General features: G+C 46.6%; 18 protein-coding genes and 1 other RNA gene. 10 read left to right on the top strand and 9 right to left on the bottom strand.

Annotation, left to right across the window (positions count from 1 at the left end):
- Positions 1–24: 24 nt before the first annotated feature.
- From ACMXYS_RS16440 to hemC, 4 genes are read right to left on the bottom strand one after another with little or no spacing between them, the layout of a single operon-like run.
- Entirely contained in the window at positions 25–1,278 is a 1,254-nt protein-coding gene (locus tag ACMXYS_RS16440) for a heme biosynthesis HemY N-terminal domain-containing protein (RefSeq protein ID WP_415897133.1), read from the bottom strand.
- The gene (locus ACMXYS_RS16435; protein WP_415897132.1) at positions 1,278–2,549 is read right to left on the bottom strand and encodes a uroporphyrinogen-III C-methyltransferase; all 1,272 of its coding nucleotides are present in this window, start codon (positions 2,547–2,549) and stop codon (positions 1,278–1,280) included. Before ACMXYS_RS16435 ends, ACMXYS_RS16440 begins: the two co-directional genes overlap by 1 nt.
- Positions 2,546–3,322 (bottom strand): uroporphyrinogen-III synthase, encoded by a 777-nt coding sequence (locus ACMXYS_RS16430; protein WP_415897131.1) that lies wholly within the window; start codon positions 3,320–3,322, stop codon positions 2,546–2,548. The genes ACMXYS_RS16435 and ACMXYS_RS16430 overlap by 4 nt, the downstream gene beginning before the upstream one ends.
- 25 nt (positions 3,323–3,347) lie before the next feature.
- Positions 3,348–4,289 carry a hydroxymethylbilane synthase gene (gene hemC / locus ACMXYS_RS16425; protein WP_415897130.1) on the bottom strand — a complete coding sequence of 314 codons (942 nt, stop codon included), beginning with the start codon at positions 4,287–4,289 and terminating at the stop codon, positions 3,348–3,350.
- A 167-nt stretch (positions 4,290–4,456) separates the two neighbouring features.
- Between hemC and argH the strand changes: the two genes are divergently transcribed.
- Positions 4,457–5,851, top strand: coding sequence for an argininosuccinate lyase (argH, locus tag ACMXYS_RS16420; protein WP_415897129.1), 1,395 nt, complete (start codon positions 4,457–4,459; stop codon positions 5,849–5,851).
- Positions 5,852–5,926: 75 nt separating this feature from the next.
- On the opposite strand, the gene ACMXYS_RS16415 is transcribed toward argH, so the two are convergent.
- Complete coding sequence (locus tag ACMXYS_RS16415; RefSeq protein ID WP_415882775.1) at positions 5,927–6,445, bottom strand: glycine cleavage system protein R; 519 nt, start codon at positions 6,443–6,445, stop codon at positions 5,927–5,929.
- A gap of 53 nt (positions 6,446–6,498) precedes the next feature.
- Here ACMXYS_RS16415 and ACMXYS_RS16410 point away from each other — a divergent pair, with 53 nt between their 5' ends.
- Positions 6,499–7,422, top strand: a complete 924-nt coding sequence (locus tag ACMXYS_RS16410) for an AEC family transporter (RefSeq protein WP_415882774.1) — start codon at positions 6,499–6,501, stop codon at positions 7,420–7,422.
- Between the two features lie 180 nt (positions 7,423–7,602).
- Positions 7,603–7,728 carry a hypothetical protein gene (locus ACMXYS_RS16405; protein WP_415882773.1) on the top strand — a complete coding sequence of 42 codons (126 nt, stop codon included), beginning with the start codon at positions 7,603–7,605 and terminating at the stop codon, positions 7,726–7,728.
- 13 nt (positions 7,729–7,741) lie between these two features.
- On the opposite strand, the gene ACMXYS_RS16400 is transcribed toward ACMXYS_RS16405, so the two are convergent.
- From ACMXYS_RS16400 to ACMXYS_RS16385, 4 genes are all read right to left on the bottom strand, one after another.
- Positions 7,742–8,329, bottom strand: coding sequence for a 5-formyltetrahydrofolate cyclo-ligase (locus ACMXYS_RS16400; RefSeq protein ID WP_415897128.1), 588 nt, complete (start codon positions 8,327–8,329; stop codon positions 7,742–7,744).
- 9 nt (positions 8,330–8,338) lie between these two features.
- Positions 8,339–8,519: non-coding RNA, 6S RNA (gene ssrS / locus ACMXYS_RS16395), on the bottom strand.
- Between the two features lie 126 nt (positions 8,520–8,645).
- A complete protein-coding gene (locus ACMXYS_RS16390; protein WP_415882771.1) occupies positions 8,646–8,963 on the bottom strand; it encodes a cell division protein ZapA in 318 nt (105 codons plus the stop codon).
- Entirely contained in the window at positions 8,960–9,169 is a 210-nt protein-coding gene (locus tag ACMXYS_RS16385) for a TIGR02449 family protein (RefSeq protein ID WP_415882770.1), read from the bottom strand. Before ACMXYS_RS16385 ends, ACMXYS_RS16390 begins: the two co-directional genes overlap by 4 nt.
- 135 nt (positions 9,170–9,304) lie before the next feature.
- Here ACMXYS_RS16385 and ACMXYS_RS16380 point away from each other — a divergent pair, with 135 nt between their 5' ends.
- From ACMXYS_RS16380 to ACMXYS_RS16350, 7 genes are all read left to right on the top strand, one after another.
- On the top strand, positions 9,305–9,916 hold the full coding sequence (locus tag ACMXYS_RS16380; protein ID WP_415882769.1) for a UPF0149 family protein: 612 nt from the start codon (positions 9,305–9,307) through the stop codon (positions 9,914–9,916).
- Positions 9,916–11,232, top strand: a complete 1,317-nt coding sequence (pepP, locus tag ACMXYS_RS16375; protein ID WP_415882768.1) for a Xaa-Pro aminopeptidase — start codon at positions 9,916–9,918, stop codon at positions 11,230–11,232. Before ACMXYS_RS16380 ends, pepP begins: the two co-directional genes overlap by 1 nt.
- Positions 11,229–12,476, top strand: coding sequence for a 2-octaprenyl-6-methoxyphenyl hydroxylase (gene ubiH, locus ACMXYS_RS16370; RefSeq protein WP_415897127.1), 1,248 nt, complete (start codon positions 11,229–11,231; stop codon positions 12,474–12,476). Before pepP ends, ubiH begins: the two co-directional genes overlap by 4 nt.
- A 9-nt stretch (positions 12,477–12,485) precedes the next feature.
- Positions 12,486–13,766, top strand: a complete 1,281-nt coding sequence (locus tag ACMXYS_RS16365) for a UbiH/UbiF/VisC/COQ6 family ubiquinone biosynthesis hydroxylase (RefSeq protein WP_415897126.1) — start codon at positions 12,486–12,488, stop codon at positions 13,764–13,766.
- A 213-nt stretch (positions 13,767–13,979) separates the two neighbouring features.
- The gene (gene gcvT, locus ACMXYS_RS16360; protein ID WP_415897125.1) at positions 13,980–15,092 is read left to right on the top strand and encodes a glycine cleavage system aminomethyltransferase GcvT; all 1,113 of its coding nucleotides are present in this window, start codon (positions 13,980–13,982) and stop codon (positions 15,090–15,092) included.
- A 41-nt stretch (positions 15,093–15,133) separates the two neighbouring features.
- Complete coding sequence (gene gcvH, locus ACMXYS_RS16355; RefSeq protein WP_415882764.1) at positions 15,134–15,526, top strand: glycine cleavage system protein GcvH; 393 nt, start codon at positions 15,134–15,136, stop codon at positions 15,524–15,526.
- Positions 15,527–15,609: 83 nt separating this feature from the next.
- Positions 15,610–16,806 (top strand): class I SAM-dependent rRNA methyltransferase, encoded by a 1,197-nt coding sequence (locus ACMXYS_RS16350; protein ID WP_415882763.1) that lies wholly within the window; start codon positions 15,610–15,612, stop codon positions 16,804–16,806.
- Positions 16,807–16,831: the final 25 nt, after the last annotated feature.

The raw sequence follows: 16,831 nt of genomic DNA, 5'->3' as shown, positions 1-16,831 counted from the left end.
CTTTTTTATGGTCTTGTAAGGCTATTAAGCGCTAGCTTTTTGCTCTACTGGCATTGGTAGTTCAGGTAAGCCTGATGCCACAATGCTTAGGTTTTCTTGTAGTAAACCTTGGGCCTTTTCATCTTCGCCTAGGTGGCGAAGTAGGCGCGTTAGCTCACCTAAAGTCTCTGGTTTTGCATCTAGCTCAAGACTTTGTTCAAAATACTTAACTGCCTGCCCCCAGTGCTCATTGCGCAGGGATAGACGGCCTAGCGTCAATAATAGTTCAGGGCTTTCGGCGTGAGCTTTCTGCCAGCTACGTGCACTATCAAGCTGCTTCTTGGCATTCTCGCCATTGATGCGGCCATACAACGTAACCAGTTTTTCGTCCCAGTTTTTCTTAATCAAGGAACGAAGGTTTTGCTCTGCACGATCTTCGGCGCCAAGAGAAACAAGTAGTTCGGTGTAGCGCTGAACGATTTCACCATTCTTAGTTTGCTCTGTCGGCAGATCAGACCAAGCATCGCTTAATGCTTTTAGGCGGTCTTCTTCACTGGTTTCCACAGGAAGCTTGCTAACACTGTCTTCAAGAATATGAGTACAGCATTCTGCGCTTAGTTCATATAGCTCTTCCGTTTTCAGCGCTTGGTGTTTACGCAGTGCAGGAATTAGTTGAGAAAGTGCTTTCCAGTCATTCAGACGAAGGTAAACATCTTTCAGCAACTTCATTACGTATGTGTTTTTAGGCGCGAGTGTGCGCAAACGTAGAAGTGTTGCTAGGCAAGGCTCTAGCTGACCACGAGATAGTTGAATCTCAGCTTGAGAGATAGCAACAGTTACTTCGGCTTCAGGCGTTGTGTTACGTGCCTTTTGTAGAAGTTCGTCAGCTGCAGCTTCATTGTTTTGCTCATGTGCAGCTTTTGCTGCAGCTAGGTAGTTTACTAGCGGCAGGTCAGAGCGCTCAGCGGCTTGTGCCAGCTGCTTCTGTGCTTGAGCCCAGTTGCCTTCAGATAGAGAAGTTAGACCTTTCAGCGTCTTACGACGGCTGATTAGCTGGTTTCTGTTATCTTTCCAAGCTTTTAGCTTAGTGGTTGGCAACTGAGTATGAGTGATTAAGTTTAATAGCCAGTGACCAATGACAAAACCTACAGCCAAAACGATGAGAAGAACCCACAGGCTGGTTTCGATCGTTGTTTGGTTATAAGCGATCAAGACATAGCCTGAATCTTTGATCATCATCTCACCGACGAATGCACCGCCAGCAAGAATGATCAGCAGAAGTAGGACAAGTTTTTTCATTATGAAGCCCCTTGTTCCTTAAGTTTTGTCATATGAGCAAGGTAGTTCTTCAGGCTGCGAAGAGAACCAGAAATATCTGGCATCTCAGCCGTTACTTTAACGCTCTTCAGCTCAGAAATACCGCGCAGCAAGCTTTGTGTAGTGCCGTCGCTTTGCTCGAAGTAAGTAGAAACCCAATCGTGCGCTTTGTTTAGGCTGGCATCATAAGATGACTGCTTGCGCTGTAGTAGAGCAAGCTGAGCTTGTTCTAGCATTAGGTGAAGATTTTGCTGTAGGTAGTATGTTTGCTGTGGTGATAGTAATGGTTCAATTGGCTCGTCACGGTGCTGGATAACCACAAGCTTGTTAAGTTTGTCGGTTGCTTTGCTCCATGATTCTTCTAGACCGGCAGTCCAAGACTCTTCGACCACTTCTGGCGTAACTTCTTCTAATAGATCAGGTAGCTTGTGCTGTTTAGAAATTGGGATTAAACGTAGATTTTGTACCTGATTGTTCAATGCGCCAAGCTGCAGGAATACGCCTTCTGTATCCAATACTGGTACTGCTTCTAATGCTGCGATATCAGCAGCTAAAGCCTTACGTACATCGTAAATGGAAACGTCGTCAGTCTCTTTAAGGATCTTGTCAGCAGATTTCAGTAGTTTCAGTGCACCTGCAGATGTTTGTTCCATCAGTACGCGCTGATTAGCGAGACGTAATAGATATTCCACTTCAGCCAGAAGCCAGTCTTTACGATTGGTTTTCTGGTTAGCTGTCACCTGTTGGATGCTTTTAGTAAGACGTGCTTGCAGTTCATCAATGTTGTTTTTGTCTGCTTGGCTTTGAGATTTTAGTTGGCCCAATGTTTGGTTCATGCCAGCTAAAGCTTGATCTACAGAGCCGCGAGCGTCGCTTAGAGAGGAGCTAACCTGAGCTTCAATTGCAGCGTTGTTCTGAGCAACGCTATCGCTCTGTTGTAGAGATAGCCAGTAAAGGTAACCAGCAGCACCTAAAGCGATGATAGAGATAGGCAGTGCTAGTTTGCCAGGCCATGTTGCAGGCTTCTTCTTTTTTTCTGCTTTTGGTTCAGTAGCAGATGGTTCTGCTGCAGCGACATTGTCTGCTTCAGCCGTTGTATCTTCTGCTTCTTTTTTAGTCTCTTCTACAGCGGCTTCTTCCTGTTCAGCGACTGCTTCAGTAGTCTCTTCAACCACTTCTTCAACAACCTCAGTTGCAGGTAAATCTTGAGTGGTTTTCTTGTCTTCCTGCGATTGTTTCTTTTTGTTGCTCATCTGTCGATTTCCGCAAAAGTCAGTGACTGCTTCAGGGTGTCGATCATTGCTTGATCGTCTGGCCCCGAGGCCGTGGTTACTCTGTTGAATCCAGCTGCTTCGGCAGCTTTTTTAATACGTTCACTGGGCACAACAAGATGACAGCGTAATAGTGAATCAGTGCTGAATTTCCCATTAGGGCGCTGTATCAAGTCCAGTAAATTGTCGAGTCCTGCGCCGCTGCTGATAAATATGGCATCTAATGGCCGAATAAAAAGGGCATCGGCAATATCAGCGTCGGAATATGCAGGACATTCACGGCGGTAGAGTTCAGCATAGCTAACCTCTGCTCCCCGTGCACGAAGTTCAGTGGCTAATTTTTCCCGTCCACCCTGGCCTCGCATAATTAAAATCTTATCGCCAGTAATCTGTTGTAGCGCCGGTGATGCTAATAGCGCTTCTGAATCGTACCCCAGAGGGCTGTGATAGGCATCTATACCATAGTTGTTCAATACAGCCGCACTCTGCTTTCCGATGGCTAGCCACTGTACGCCAAGTGGCAGTTGCGGCCAGTATAAGTCGATCCACTCATAACCAAGCTCTACCGCATTAGGGCTGATAAAAATGACATGCTGAAATAGATCTAGATCTAAAATGTGTTGTTTCAGCGGATGAAAGTTTTCATCAGTTTCAGAGATAGGTTGGATTTTGAGTAGCGGAAAGGGGATTGGTTCCGCGCCAAGGGCGCGGAGTTGTTCGGTAAGCTTTTGGGCCTGATGCTCAGGACGTGTCACCAGAACCCTAAGGTTGGCTAAAGAGTTAGGCATCTGCTTTGTTATATACAGCGTCCAAAATCTCTTTAGCGCCTGCAGCTAATAAGCGATCAGCCAGTTCTACACCAATGGCTTCGGCATCAGCCGGAGCGCCGCGTTGTTCGTCGCGTAGAATCAACGTACCGTCTGGTTTTGCAACTAGGCCACGTAGATATAGTTCGGAGTTGTCATCGTTCAGTGTCGCGTAGCAGGCGATCGGTACCTGACAACCGCCTTCAAGGCGCTTGTTCATTGCGCGCTCTGCCGTTACACGCCAAGCCGTTTCGGTGTCGTGTAGAGGCTTAAGAAGTGCATGCAGTTCAGCATCATCTGTACGGCACTCAATGCCTACAGCGCCTTGGCCACCTGCCGGTAGGCTGAAATCTACAGAAATTTCTGAACGAATACGCTCAGGCATCTCTAGACGAATCAGACCTGCAGAGGCAAGGATGATCGCATCGTACTCGCCTTCATCTAATTTACGTAGACGTGTATTGACGTTACCGCGAAGCCATTTGATCTTTAAGTCAGGGCGTTTTTCACGAATTTGCGCTTCACGACGTAGAGAAGAGGTACCGACTACAGCGCCTTGAGGTAGTTCATCAATGCTGTTGTAAGTATTAGAAACAAAAGCATCGGTTGGTTGTTCGCGTGGGCAGATCACGGCCAAACCTAAGCCTTCTGGAAACTCCATCGGTACATCCTTCATGGAGTGAACCGCGATATCAGCTTCACCGGCTAGCATTGCTTCTTCTAGCTCTTTTACAAACAGACCTTTACCACCCACTTTGGCTAGCGGTGCATCTAGAATCTTGTCGCCTTTAGATACCATGCCGAGTAATTCGACCTTAATATCTGCGTGATGGCGTTCTAGCTCGGCTTTTACATATTCTGCCTGCCATAGGGCCAATGGGCTTTTACGGGTAGCAATGCGGATGGTTCTGCTCATAAAAGTAGTCTCAAATACGGCATATTTAATATTTGTTGCCGATTGTAGCAGATTGCAGGGCGCGATATAGACACCTCAAGCGAAAGGGCGTGATATAATGTCGCGCAAATTTTGTGATATCGGCTAAAAATAGCTGATTAAGTCTCCGAGTAATTTGAGGTTTTCCCATGAGTGATAAAACTAACCAGCAGTGGGGCGGTCGTTTTAATGAGCCAACGGATGCTTTCGTTGCGCGTTTTACGGCTTCCGTTGAATTTGATCAGCGTATGTATCTGCAGGATATTCGCGGTTCTATTGCTCATGCGAAGATGCTGACAAAAGCAGGCGTTCTTACAGAAGAAGAGCGTGACGATATTATCCGTGGTCTTGGCGAAATTCGTGTCGAAATTGAGCGTGGCGAATTTGAATGGTCAATTGAGCTAGAAGATGTACACATGAACATCGAAGCGGCTTTGACTAAGAAAATTGGTATCACAGGTAAGAAACTACACACGGGTCGCTCTCGTAATGACCAAGTGGCGACCGACATTCGTTTGTACCTACGTGATGAGATTGATCTAATCTTGGCTGAAATTACGCGCCTACAGCAGGGCCTATTAGGTATTGCTGAGCGTGAAGCTGATACGATCATGCCAGGTTTTACGCACCTTCAAACAGCTCAGCCTGTGACCTTTGGTCACCACCTGCTTGCGTGGTTTGAGATGCTAACGCGTGACTTCGGCCGTTTCGAAGATTGCCGTGAGCGCGCCAACATCATGCCACTAGGTGCTGCAGCACTTGCGGGTACGACTTACCCGATTCAGCGTGACCTAACTTGCGAGCTACTTGAGTTTAATGCTCCGGCTGAGAACTCTTTGGATGCTGTATCTGATCGTGATTTCGCGATCGAGTTCTGCTCCGCGTCTAGTATCTTGTTGATGCACCTAACGCGTATGTCTGAAGAGTTGGTTCTATGGACATCTGCTCAGTTTGATTTCATCAATCTGCCAGATCGCTTCTGCACAGGTTCTTCAATCATGCCGCAGAAAAAGAACCCAGATGTACCTGAATTAGTACGTGGTAAGTCCGGTCGTGTTTACGGTCACTTGATGAGCTTGCTAACGTTGATGAAGTCTCAGCCACTGGCATACAACAAAGATAACCAAGAAGATAAAGAGCCGCTGTTTGATGCAATCGACACAGTGAAAGGTTGTCTACGTGCATTTGCTGATATGGTGCCTGCGCTTGAGTCTAAGAAAGACAGTATGCGTGAAGCAGCGCTTCGCGGTTTCTCTACAGCGACTGACTTGGCGGATTACCTAGTGCGTAAAGGTATGCCTTTCCGTGATGCTCACGAAGTTGTAGGTAAATCTGTAGCCTACGGCATCGAGCAGAATAAAGATCTAGGTGAAATGACGTTGGAAGAGCTTGTTCAGTTCTCCGATACGATCGAGCAGGATGTATTTGAAGTGCTAACGCTTGAAGGTTCTGTAGCAGCACGTGACCACATTGGTGGTACAGCGCCAAATCAAGTACGTGCAGCAGTGAAGCGTGGTCAGGCTAAATTGGATGCGCGTGGTTAATAGCTCATCTTAGAAATAAAAAAACGCGCTGCCTTGAGAAAGGTAAGCGCGTTTTTTGTTTGTCTGCGGTATGGTTTATTTATCTAAGCTGATATCAACCATTAGATCGCTAGCAATATTTTCTAAATCCTGTTGCAGCTCATCTAAGTCTAGGTCGCTAGATGCGAGTAGCTCAGCTTCTGCTTTAAACAGCAATTCAGCCGACATAGAACCAGACACGAGTTCTGTGTTTAGGCGTTCAACGTTTACGTGGCGTTTAGCTAGTGCGCTAGAAATATCACGCACGATGCCAGGTTTGTCATGGCCAACCAACTCAAGTTTAAAGTGCTGAGATGCGCCAGTGACTTCTGGTGCTGAAGACTGTTCAACTGTTACCTTCAAGCCTTGAGCGTCTAGCGCTGTTAGCGCTGCAGTTAATGAGGCTGCTTTATCTTCAGGAACTTCGGTGATTAGAATGCCGGCAAACTTTCCAGCTAATCTGGACATACCGGATTCTAGCCAGTTGCCGCCATTTTCAGTAATGGTTTGCGCTAGCATTTCGACCAGACCTGGTTTATCAGGACCGATGACGGTTAAGACAAGAGATGTCATCATTGTAGGCTCCACTCTGTACATCATTATTAACTTTATAAGATCACTATAACACTATGATCGAAATTATCAGTGCTCTATGGCCGGTATTTGCACTTATTTTATTAGGTTATGCGGCGAGAAAGAGCGGATTTCTAACCGATGACTTTTGGGGGCAGGCGGAAAAGGCCACTTACTTTGTACTGTTTCCTATTTTGTTGGTGTCCCGTTTAGCCAGTACAGATATGACTGCTGTTCCTCTGGATCAGGTGGGGTTGGCTGTTGTGTTGCTGGTTTTGGGTGGTAGTGTGTTGGTCTTTTTGGCTAAACCGTTCTTGAAGGTCGATGCTGCCGGGATTACCTCCATTTATCAGGGTGGAATTCGCTTTAATGTCTATGTGGGCTTGGCTGCTTCGGCGACCTTGTTTGGTCCTCAAGGAGTAGTGGTAGGTGCAGTGGTAATGGCGCTAATGATCCCTTTGTTGAATTTCTGCTGTGTGCTGGTCTTTTCCTACTTTACTCGTAGAACTCAAGATTTTAAGAGCGTGTTGTTAGCGTTGTTAAAGAACCCCCTTATTGTCGGAAGCTTGTGTGGTCTGTTGTTAAATCAGACGGGGGTAGGTTTTCCGGATCTGCTGATGCCTATCGCTGAATTCCTCGGTCGTATGGCTCTGCCATTGGGGCTGTTATCTGTAGGAGCAGGACTGAGCTTTAAGGTCCTAATGAAAAGTGGCCAAGCGCTAAGTGTGACCTCGTTGATCAAGCTGTTATTAATGCCGTTATTGGCCTTTCTGATCTGTGTTGTATTGGGGCTGCCAAATGCTGAAATTATCTGGTTGTACGCGGCCTTACCAACGGCTGCATCCTCTTATATTCTGGCGCGTCAGCTTGGTGGGGATGTGCAAATGATGGCTGCCATTATCACCGGACAGACACTTTTCTCGATGTTAACCATACCTTTTATGATGATTTTTCTTAATTTTCTGCAAAAAAGTTTATAAATCAGTAGGTAATTGGCTCTTTTTACAATTCTGGATTAAAATAATTATGTAACTGGCCGATAGTTTTATTGCCCCATGATTTATAAGGGGTTGCAAAAAACTGTATTTATGAAAAACTACGGCCGGGCATTAAGTAAACGAGCGTTTGTTTAATGTGTGGTAAACCTTATAGGCAGAATAATGAAAAAAGGTCCTGATCTGGTTCTAATCTTGGTAGTCGTGTTTGTACTAGGGTCTGTAATGACCGGCGTATCGCATGCAGATTTCCAGTTTGCTTCCCTGTTTGAGCAAGTCTTTAACAGTTAAGCTTTCAATTGCGTTATAGATAGCTTCTGCTATCAGTAACAATCGATGTTAGAGGGATATCCCAGCTCTCTACAGGTAACTCTTCTACTCTCTGAATTTCATGCGCCAGCCCGATAAGGCTTGGTCCTTTTATGCTTTTCTTCAGATTTTTAAAGCCGAATGTGCGGTCATAGTATCCGCCGCCCATGCCCATACGATTGCCTTTTGCATCGAAGGCGACTAGAGGTAGCAAAACTAAATCTATCGCCCAAGCGGCTCTGCGTTTGTGCGGTTGCAGTTTAGGTTCACGGATACCGTAGATATTCTTAATCATCGGCGTTTGGTTTGTGTACGGCGTAAACCATAAGCGATTATGAAGAATAGGGTGCAATACCGGTAGGTAGACTTTCTTGCCTAATTTCCAGCAGTAGTGAATCAACGGTTCAGGGTTTATCTCACCATCGTTAGGTAAGTAGATAGCGATACTCTTAGCGCGTCTGAAATCTGCGCGGGTGCGTATATTCTTTAGCAAACCTTGTGCGGCTTGTTCCTGTTGTAGAGGAGTTAAAGAGCGTCTGAGTTGACGAATACGCTGGCGGAGTTGTTTGCGTTGTTGAGTCATTGTGAAATGAAGATCCCCAAGGTGCCGGTGTCGGATATGGCCCTGAACCCGAAGGTTCAAGGAGGTGGTTACTGAGTATCATTAGGCTTTCCGGTAAATCGGACATGCACACCAGAAACTACGAGCAACCCCCAAAAGTGTGATTATCGGCTCGAGGGACGTAACCAACGGTCGAACACCCCAGGGCATGTTTTTATTATACCCTTTATGATGCCGGTGTCAGGACTTGTAATAAAAATATTTTCTGCTAGGTGGTGCTGTAACTGGCTGTTAAATAAACACTTTTCTTAAGTTGAAAAGTTTTCAAGGACAGTGGTTAACTGTCCGAGTCAGCAGTTTGTGTTTCGTTGATTAACGCTTGATCAATTTTGTTGCCAAGGTGACGTAGGCGTTCTTCAATATTGCTGGTGTTTGCTTGCTTCGATTGTAATAACTCATGAGCCAAGTTGAGCGCTGCCATCACTGCTATCCGCTCAAGTCCTAATACTTTGCCTGTTTTTCTGATCTCTAGCATTTTCTCATTAAGAAAGTCTGCGGAAGCCAATAATTCAGCTTCTGCGTCAGCCGGACAGTTAAAATTAAACTCTTTGTCGAGCAGAGTAATAGTGACAGGTTGGGATTCTGGCTGGCTCATTTGTTTTGCTCCAACGCTTTAAGTCGCATGATCATCGCTTGAATTTTGGATTGCGTTTGTTCGTTGAGCTGTACTAGTTGAGCACGCTCCTCTTTAAGCTGTTGTTCACGGGCACGCAGCTGAATATTTTCCTGATTTAGTTGTTCGCAGCGTTCCAGAAGTTGATCGATTTTCTGTTCCAGCGCGTTAAAGTAATGCTCAGTCATGCAGAAAGAATGCCCCTAATGCTAAATTATTCTCAGCAGGACTATAATCAGCCCCTGTCTGTGGGTCAATGACGCTGCACAGGAAGTGTTGAAATGCTAGGATTAACAGCACGATATTATTGATGGATTCGATTCATGTCTTTAGAAAATGTACCTGTAGATCTACCCGATTTTGAACTTATCGCAAATATGTTTGTAGAGGAGGGGGTGAGAGCTGTTTCACCTTCAGAACTCCACGGAGTTATCTCGGGACATTTAGCTGCGGGTGCACGTTTAAAACCAGCGGCGTTGGAGAAAATTGTTAATGAATTGCTCGATATAGAATCGCTCTCTCAAGATAGCAGTAAGTCTGTGGTGACGAATCTTTACACCGCTACGCTTGGCTGTATGGAAAGTATGGATCTGGAGTTCGATATGGTGCTTCCAGATGATGAGGATGAGATCTCTATGCGTGCTGAATCGCTAGGGCGTTGGTGTCAGAGCTTCCTAAGTGGATTCGGTCTCTATGGCAAACATACAGATGCCAGCTTATCGCCTGAAGCGAAAGAGACGCTAAATGACCTTGGTCAAATCGCACAAATCTCTTCCGATCTGGAAGAGCTTGATGAAAACGAAGCTGATCTGATGGAAGTTCAAGAATATGTGCGTATGGCTGTTTTGATGCTGTTTACCGAGTGTAATAAAGCGTTAGAAAAGAAAGAAAAAGAGTTTGCTAAAGCTAAGCCAGAAAACAACAGGTTGCATTAATGAAGATCGGTCTTGATCAGTTTGTCGCACGTCGTGCTGCGTTGATGGCGCAGATGTCACCGGGCAGTATCGCGATTATTCCTTCTGCGCAGATGAAGCAGCGCAATAGCGATGTTGAATATCCATTTCGTCAGGATAGCAACTTTTACTATTTAACAGGTTTTAACGAGCCGGATGCTGTGTTGCTATTGATGCCGGGTCGTACAGATGGTGAATCGGTGCTGTTCTGTCGTAATCGTGACAAGCTGATGGAGATCTGGAATGGCTATCGTGCAGGGCCTGAAGGCGCTGTTAATGACTATGGCATGGATGAAGCCCATGCCATTGATGAAGTCGACGATATTCTACCGGGCCTATTAAATGGCGTTTCTCGAATTTACTACTCCATTGGTAAAGATGAAGAGCTTGATCAACGCGTTCGACACTGGCTTAACCTGATTAGGGCAAAAGTACGCCAAGGGGCAGTTGCGCCTTCTGAATTGGTGATGCTGGATTGCCTGTTACATGAAATGCGCTTGATCAAAGGCGATGCAGAAAAAGATATGATGCGTCGTGCCGGTGAGATCTCTGCGCAGGGGCATATCAAGGCGATGCAACTGTGTAAGCCCGGCGTGATGGAATATCAGTTAGAAGCGGAGATCTTGCACCACTTTGCGATGAATGGCGCACGCCAGCCAGCGTACTCGACGATCGTGGGTGGCGGAGCAAATGCTTGTGTGCTGCACTACATCGAAAACAGCGAACCGCTCAATGACGGTGATCTGGTGTTAATTGATGCCGGGTGTGAGCTAGATCATTATGCCGGCGATATTACACGTACTTTCCCTGTAAATGGTCGCTTTAGTCTAGAACAAGCGGCAATATACGAACTGGTTTTGAAAGCACAGAAAGCTTGTATTGAATTCGCGAAACCAGGTGTTTTGTGGGAAGCCGTACACGAAAAGTCGGTAGAAGTGTTAACCGCAGGACTGATTGAGCTAGGTTTGCTATCGGGTACCTTGAGTGAAGAGATCTCAGCGGGTCGCTACCGTGATTTTTATATGCACCGTATTGGTCATTGGTTAGGTATGGATGTTCATGATGTTGGCGATTACAAAGTCGATGGCGAATGGCGTCCGTTAGAGCCTGGTATGGTGATGACGGTGGAACCAGGGATCTATATCGCTGCGGACAACGAAAATGTTGAACCTCGTTGGCGCGGTATTGGTGTACGTATTGAAGACGATATCTTGATCACTGCAGAGGGGAACGAAAACCTTACTGCAGCTGTGCCGAAAGAAATTGCAGAAATTGAAGCGTTAATGGCAGCAAAATGAAACAGCACTATGACATTGTGGTGATCGGTGGCGGCATGGTGGGCGCGAGTTTAGCTTGTGCTCTTCTGCCAGCGAGTGAACAGCTTGATCTGAATATCGCCGTAATTGAAGCCTTTCCTATGCCTGAGAAAAGTGCTCTGGAGTATCAGCCAAGCTATGATTCCAGAGCGACGGCATTGGCTTATGGAAGCCGTTCTATCTACGAAGTCATGGGTATTTGGCCAACGCTAAAAACGCATTTAGCACCTATCAAACATATTCACGTTTCAGATAAAGGTCATTTTGGTGTAACGCGTCTGCATGCAGAGCAGGAAAGAGTGCCTGCGCTGGGTTATGTGGTCGAAAACCAATGGCTCGGACGCGTGTTGTTAGATCGTTTACAGCAGGATGATGCGAAGCGCATTGATTTTATCTGCCCTGCAGAAGTGACAGATGTTCAGTATGGCTCTGACCAGATGGGCGTCACCCTAGAAAAAGAGGGTGAGACGCATCAGTTAACGACTGAATTGGTTGTGATGGCTGATGGTGGCCGTTCCTCATTGCGTGAAGGGATGGGTATGAACTATAGCGAAACGACCTATGAACAACACGCTGTCATAGCCAACGTCAGCTTAGATCGCTCACATAATGATATTGCTTATGAGCGTTTTACCGATACGGGTCCTATGGCGCTATTACCGTTGGAAGAACAAAACGGTGAGCATCGTTGTGGTCTAGTTTGGACAGTGCCTAATGATCAAGTCGATGAAGTGATGGCGCTTGACGAAGCTGAGTTTATAGCGCGTCTACACGAACGTTTTGGTCATCGCGCAGGTAATTTTGTCAAAGTGGGTGAACGACATGCCTATCCTCTAAAACTGGTTTTAGCACAGGAGCAGGTGCGTCAGGGTTTAGTGGTCTTAGGTAACGCAGCGCATGCTTTGCATCCAATCGCTGGACAAGGATACAACTTGGCGTTACGTGGTGTTGTCGCTTTAGCTGATCACCTGATTCAAGCTCGTAAAGCGGGCGGTAATCTAGGTGACTTAAACGTACTTCAGGATTTCTACGAACAGCAACGACAAGATCAGCAGCGCACAATTGGGCTGAGCGATCAGACTATGAAGCTGTTTTCTAATAATAATATTCTGCTTGCTGCCGGCCGTAACCTAGGCCTGCAACTATTAGATATTTGTCCGCCTGCTAGAACCGTTTTTGCCCGTGGTGCCATGGGCTTAGATATGCCTGCTCCAGACCTGAAATAGAGATAGATCATGCCAGAAAATACACAGGCACAAGTGCTTAATTCAGATGTAGTTATTGTTGGAGCCGGCATGGTGGGAGTTACCCTTGCTGCGGCTTTGGCGGATGCCGATATTAAAGTCACGCTTTTAGAACAACGCGAAGGCGATATCAGTGGTTTCTCTGAGTTTGTTGAAGGCGCACAAGCCAAGGGCTATGACCCTCGTGTCAGCGCGCTTACCTGTGCCTCACAGCAGATCTTGACGTCTGTAGGTGCTTGGAAGTATATGCAAGATTATCGTCTAAGTCCTTACACTGAGATGGATGTTTGGGATGGCGAAGGGACTGGGCATATTCACTTTTCAGCGCGAGAACTGCATGAGCCGGCTCTAGGTCATATTGTAGAAAACCGTGTGACACTGGCGGGTTTGTATCAGGTTCTTCTAGAAAAACCTTCAGTAGAACTGATTACCGGTGTGACAGTGACGGAGTTATCTCCCCAGTCTGATCAAGGTCGTGCGGTGAAATTGAGTGATGGTCGTATCATTCAAGCGGATCTAGTGGTTGCTGCGGATGGCGCGTTATCGAAAACACGTCAACATGCGGGCTTACCGATGGTGGAATGGGATTATGGTCATCATGCCATTGTGACCACCGTTAAAACCGAACAGCCGCACCAAGCGACCGCTTGGCAGCGTTTTACCGAGGATGGACCGCTGGCATTGTTACCTTTGAGTAACGAAGAGGGCGACTACTACTGCTCGATTGTTTGGTCGACATCGCCAGAACATGCCAATGAATTGATGGCATTGCCAGATGAAGCGTTTTGCCAGCAATTAGGTCGTGCATTTGAGAACCGTCTAGGGGACATAGAATGGTGCGATCAGCGCAGTGTTTTCCCGTTACGACAGCGTCATGCTCAGCATTACATTCAGCCGGGTTTTGCAGCGATTGGGGATGCGGCACATACCATCCATCCTCTGGCAGGTCAGGGTGTGAACTTAGGTTTGTTAGATGCCGCTCAGTTAGCTGAAACATTGATGGACGCTTCGCGTCGAGGTGAGCCTTTAGGCGCTCAATCGGTGTTACGCAGATTCCAGCGCGAACGCCGTAATGACAATATTCAGATGTCCTTAGCTATGGAAAGCTTTAAACGTTTATTTAATACCAGACAGCCTTTAGCTTGCTTGGCGCGCAATATGGGCATGAACTTATTGGATAAACTATCGCCCGTTAAAAATCATATTGTGATGGATGCGATGGGGTTATCTGGTCGTTTGCCGCAATTGGCGCAGAGAAGCATTCAAGAATAATCGGCTTGGATAATCTGATCCGACCATAGTCGCAACCCTAGTTTGTCGTTCAAAGATTGAACTGTGAAGAGAATCCCTATAAATTGTCTTCCCTTTTTTTGTTTTTCAGGTCAATTGATTCGCTCTTGAGCTGAAAAGCAGTTGTTAAAGCCTAGCAAGACCTGTTTATGACGATAACAAGGCCTAAGCTAGCCCCTGATAAGAGTTAATAATATGGGTAGCAAAACTGCATTGTACGAAAAGCACCAAGAGATGGGTGCTAAGCTAGTCGACTTCGGTGGTTGGGATATGCCAATCCACTATGGTTCTCAGGTGGATGAGCATCACAAGGTTCGACAAGCTGCTGGTATGTTTGATGTCTCCCACATGACGGTTGTAGACGTTACCGGCACAGACGCTAAAGAGTATTTACGTTACCTGCTAGCAAACGATGTTGCTAAGTTGCAGGAAAAGGGTAAGGCGATGTACAGCGGCATGCTGAATGAAGATGCTGGTGTAATTGATGATCTTATTGTCTACCTAATGACAGAGCCAGGTGTTGCTGGCGAGTGGTTCCGTGTCGTTGTGAACTGTGCAACACGCGAAAAAGATTTACGTTGGATGTCTGACCAGACGGCTAGCTTTGATGACGTTGCGCTAACAGAACAGCCAGAATTGGCGATGGTAGCAGTGCAAGGCCCAGACGCATTAGCGTTGGCTAAACAAGCTGTAACAGAGTCCCGCGCTAACTTGATCGATCAGTTAAGTGTTTTCCAAGGTTTAGAGTCCGAAGGCTGGTTTATTGCGAGAACTGGCTATACTGGTGAAGACGGTTTAGAAGTGATGCTGCCTGAAGATGAGGTGGCAGATTTCTGGCAGGCACTCGCGGATGCTGGTGTTGCTCCGTGTGGACTTGGTGCGCGCGACACTTTGCGTTTAGAAGCGGGTATGAACCTATATGGCGCAGATATGGATGAAACTATTTCTCCGCTAGCAGCTAATATGGGTTGGACGATCGCTTGGGAACCGCAAGATCGTGTATTTATCGGCCGTGAAGCACTACAGCAGCAACGTGATGCAGGTGTGAGCCATAAGCTTGTAGGTCTAGTGATGGAAGCGCGTGGTGTATTGCGTGCACATCAGAAGGTTGTAGTAGACGGCATTGGCGAAGGCGAGATTACCAGTGGTACATTCTCTCCGACGTTGGGTTGTTCGATCGCTATGGCACGTGTGCCTGTGGGCACAACGGATACAGCTGAAGTGGATCTGCGTGGTAAAGGCAAGTTGGTGTCTGTACGTGTAATTCGTCCTTCTTTTGTCCGTAACGGCAAAAAAGTTTTTGACTAAGAATTCGATTTAAACAGGACCCATAGGGGTAGGAAATAAACATGAGTAACATTCCATCTGAACTGAAATACGTTGCTAGTCACGAGTGGATCCGCGTTGAAGGTGATGGCACCGTTGTCATCGGTGTAACAGATCACGCGCAAGACCTTTTGGGTGACGTAGTTTTCGTTGAGCTGCCAGAAGTCGGTGCTGAAGTAGAATCAGGTGATGAAACAGGTGTTGTTGAGTCTGTTAAAGCTGCATCTGACGTATACGCGCCGCTAAGTGGTGAAGTTGTAGCTGTTAACGAAGATCTGGAAGACTCTCCAGAGCTAGTTAACTCTGACCCATACGGTGATGGTTGGTTCTTCAAATTGAAGCTAAGCGACGCTGATGAGTTGAACGAACTACTAAGCGCAGAAGCTTACAACGATCTGTGCGAATCTGAAGCTTAAGTCAGATTTAGGGCCTCGGCCTGAGAAATAAATACCTTGTCCCGGCTATATGCCGGGACAGTTGTCTGTAAAACAGGAAAAACATGTCACTGCAAACTCTAAAACTAAACAGTGGGGCTGAACGCAGGCTGCGTGGTGGTCACCTTTGGATCTACAGTAACGAAGTGGATAACCGCGCGACACCGCTGAAGAGCTTTGAGCCGGGCCAGCAGGTTATTGTCGAAACTGACAAAGGCAAACCTTTAGGCGTTGCTTATGTAAACCCAAATACGTTGATTTGCGGTCGAATCGTCAGTCGTGATCTTAAATACACTTTGGATCGTTCCTTAATCATTCACCGTCTTAAAGTGGCGCTATCACTGCGTGAAAGCTGCTTTACTGATGATTGCTATCGTTTGGTGTTTGGTGACAGTGATGCTCTACCAGGTCTAGTGATTGATCGTTTCTACGATGTGTTTGTTGTACAGATCTCTACAGCCGGCATGGAAGCGGTGCTAGATGACATTATCGACGCATTGAACAAAGTGTTCACGCCGAAAGCGATTTTGCTGCGTAACGACGGCAAAATGCGCGATATGGAAGGCTTGGAAACCTACACAGAGATCATCCAAGGTGATATCCCAGAGCTGTGTCCGTTGATGGAAAACTCTGTACCACTGCTAGCGCCACTGCAGAAAGGCCAGAAAACTGGTTGGTTCTACGATCACCGTAATAACCGTGCTCAGATGCAAAAACATGTTGAAGGTAAGCGCGTACTGGATCTGTTTAGTTACGTAGGTGGCTGGGGCGCGCAGGCTTTGGCTGCTGGTGCTAATCAGGCGATCTGTGTCGATGCTTCCCACTTTGCTCTAGAAGTGGCTGCTGAGAACGCGCGTATCAACAATGCGTCTGATCGTTTCGAAGGCTTCCACGGCGATGCCTTTGATATTTGTAAGTCTCTGATTGCAGATAAAGAAAAATTTGATGTGGTTGTGTTGGATCCGCCTGCGTTTATTCAGAAGAAAAAGGATATTCGTAACGGTGAGCGTGCTTACTCCCGTATGAATAATTTCGCCATGCGTCTTCTGAAGAAAGACGGAATCTTGGTGTCTGCGTCATGCTCTATGCATCTTCAACGTGATCGCTTGATCGATATTATTCGTAGTAATAGCCGCGAATTGGATCGTAATGCTCAGATCTTTGATCAGGGGCATCAGGGTGCAGACCACCCGGTACATCCAGCGATTCCCGAAACGGATTACCTTAAATCATTCTTTGTCAGAGTTTTGCCATCGTCTTAACCTGACATCTGTTCCCAGATAGGAG

Source organism: Neptuniibacter sp. QD57_21, from assembly GCF_047778075.1.
Lineage (GTDB): Bacteria > Pseudomonadota > Gammaproteobacteria > Pseudomonadales > Balneatricaceae > Neptuniibacter.
The sequence above is the reverse complement of the archived record's forward strand: the minus strand, read 5'-3'. Positions and strand labels throughout refer to the sequence as shown.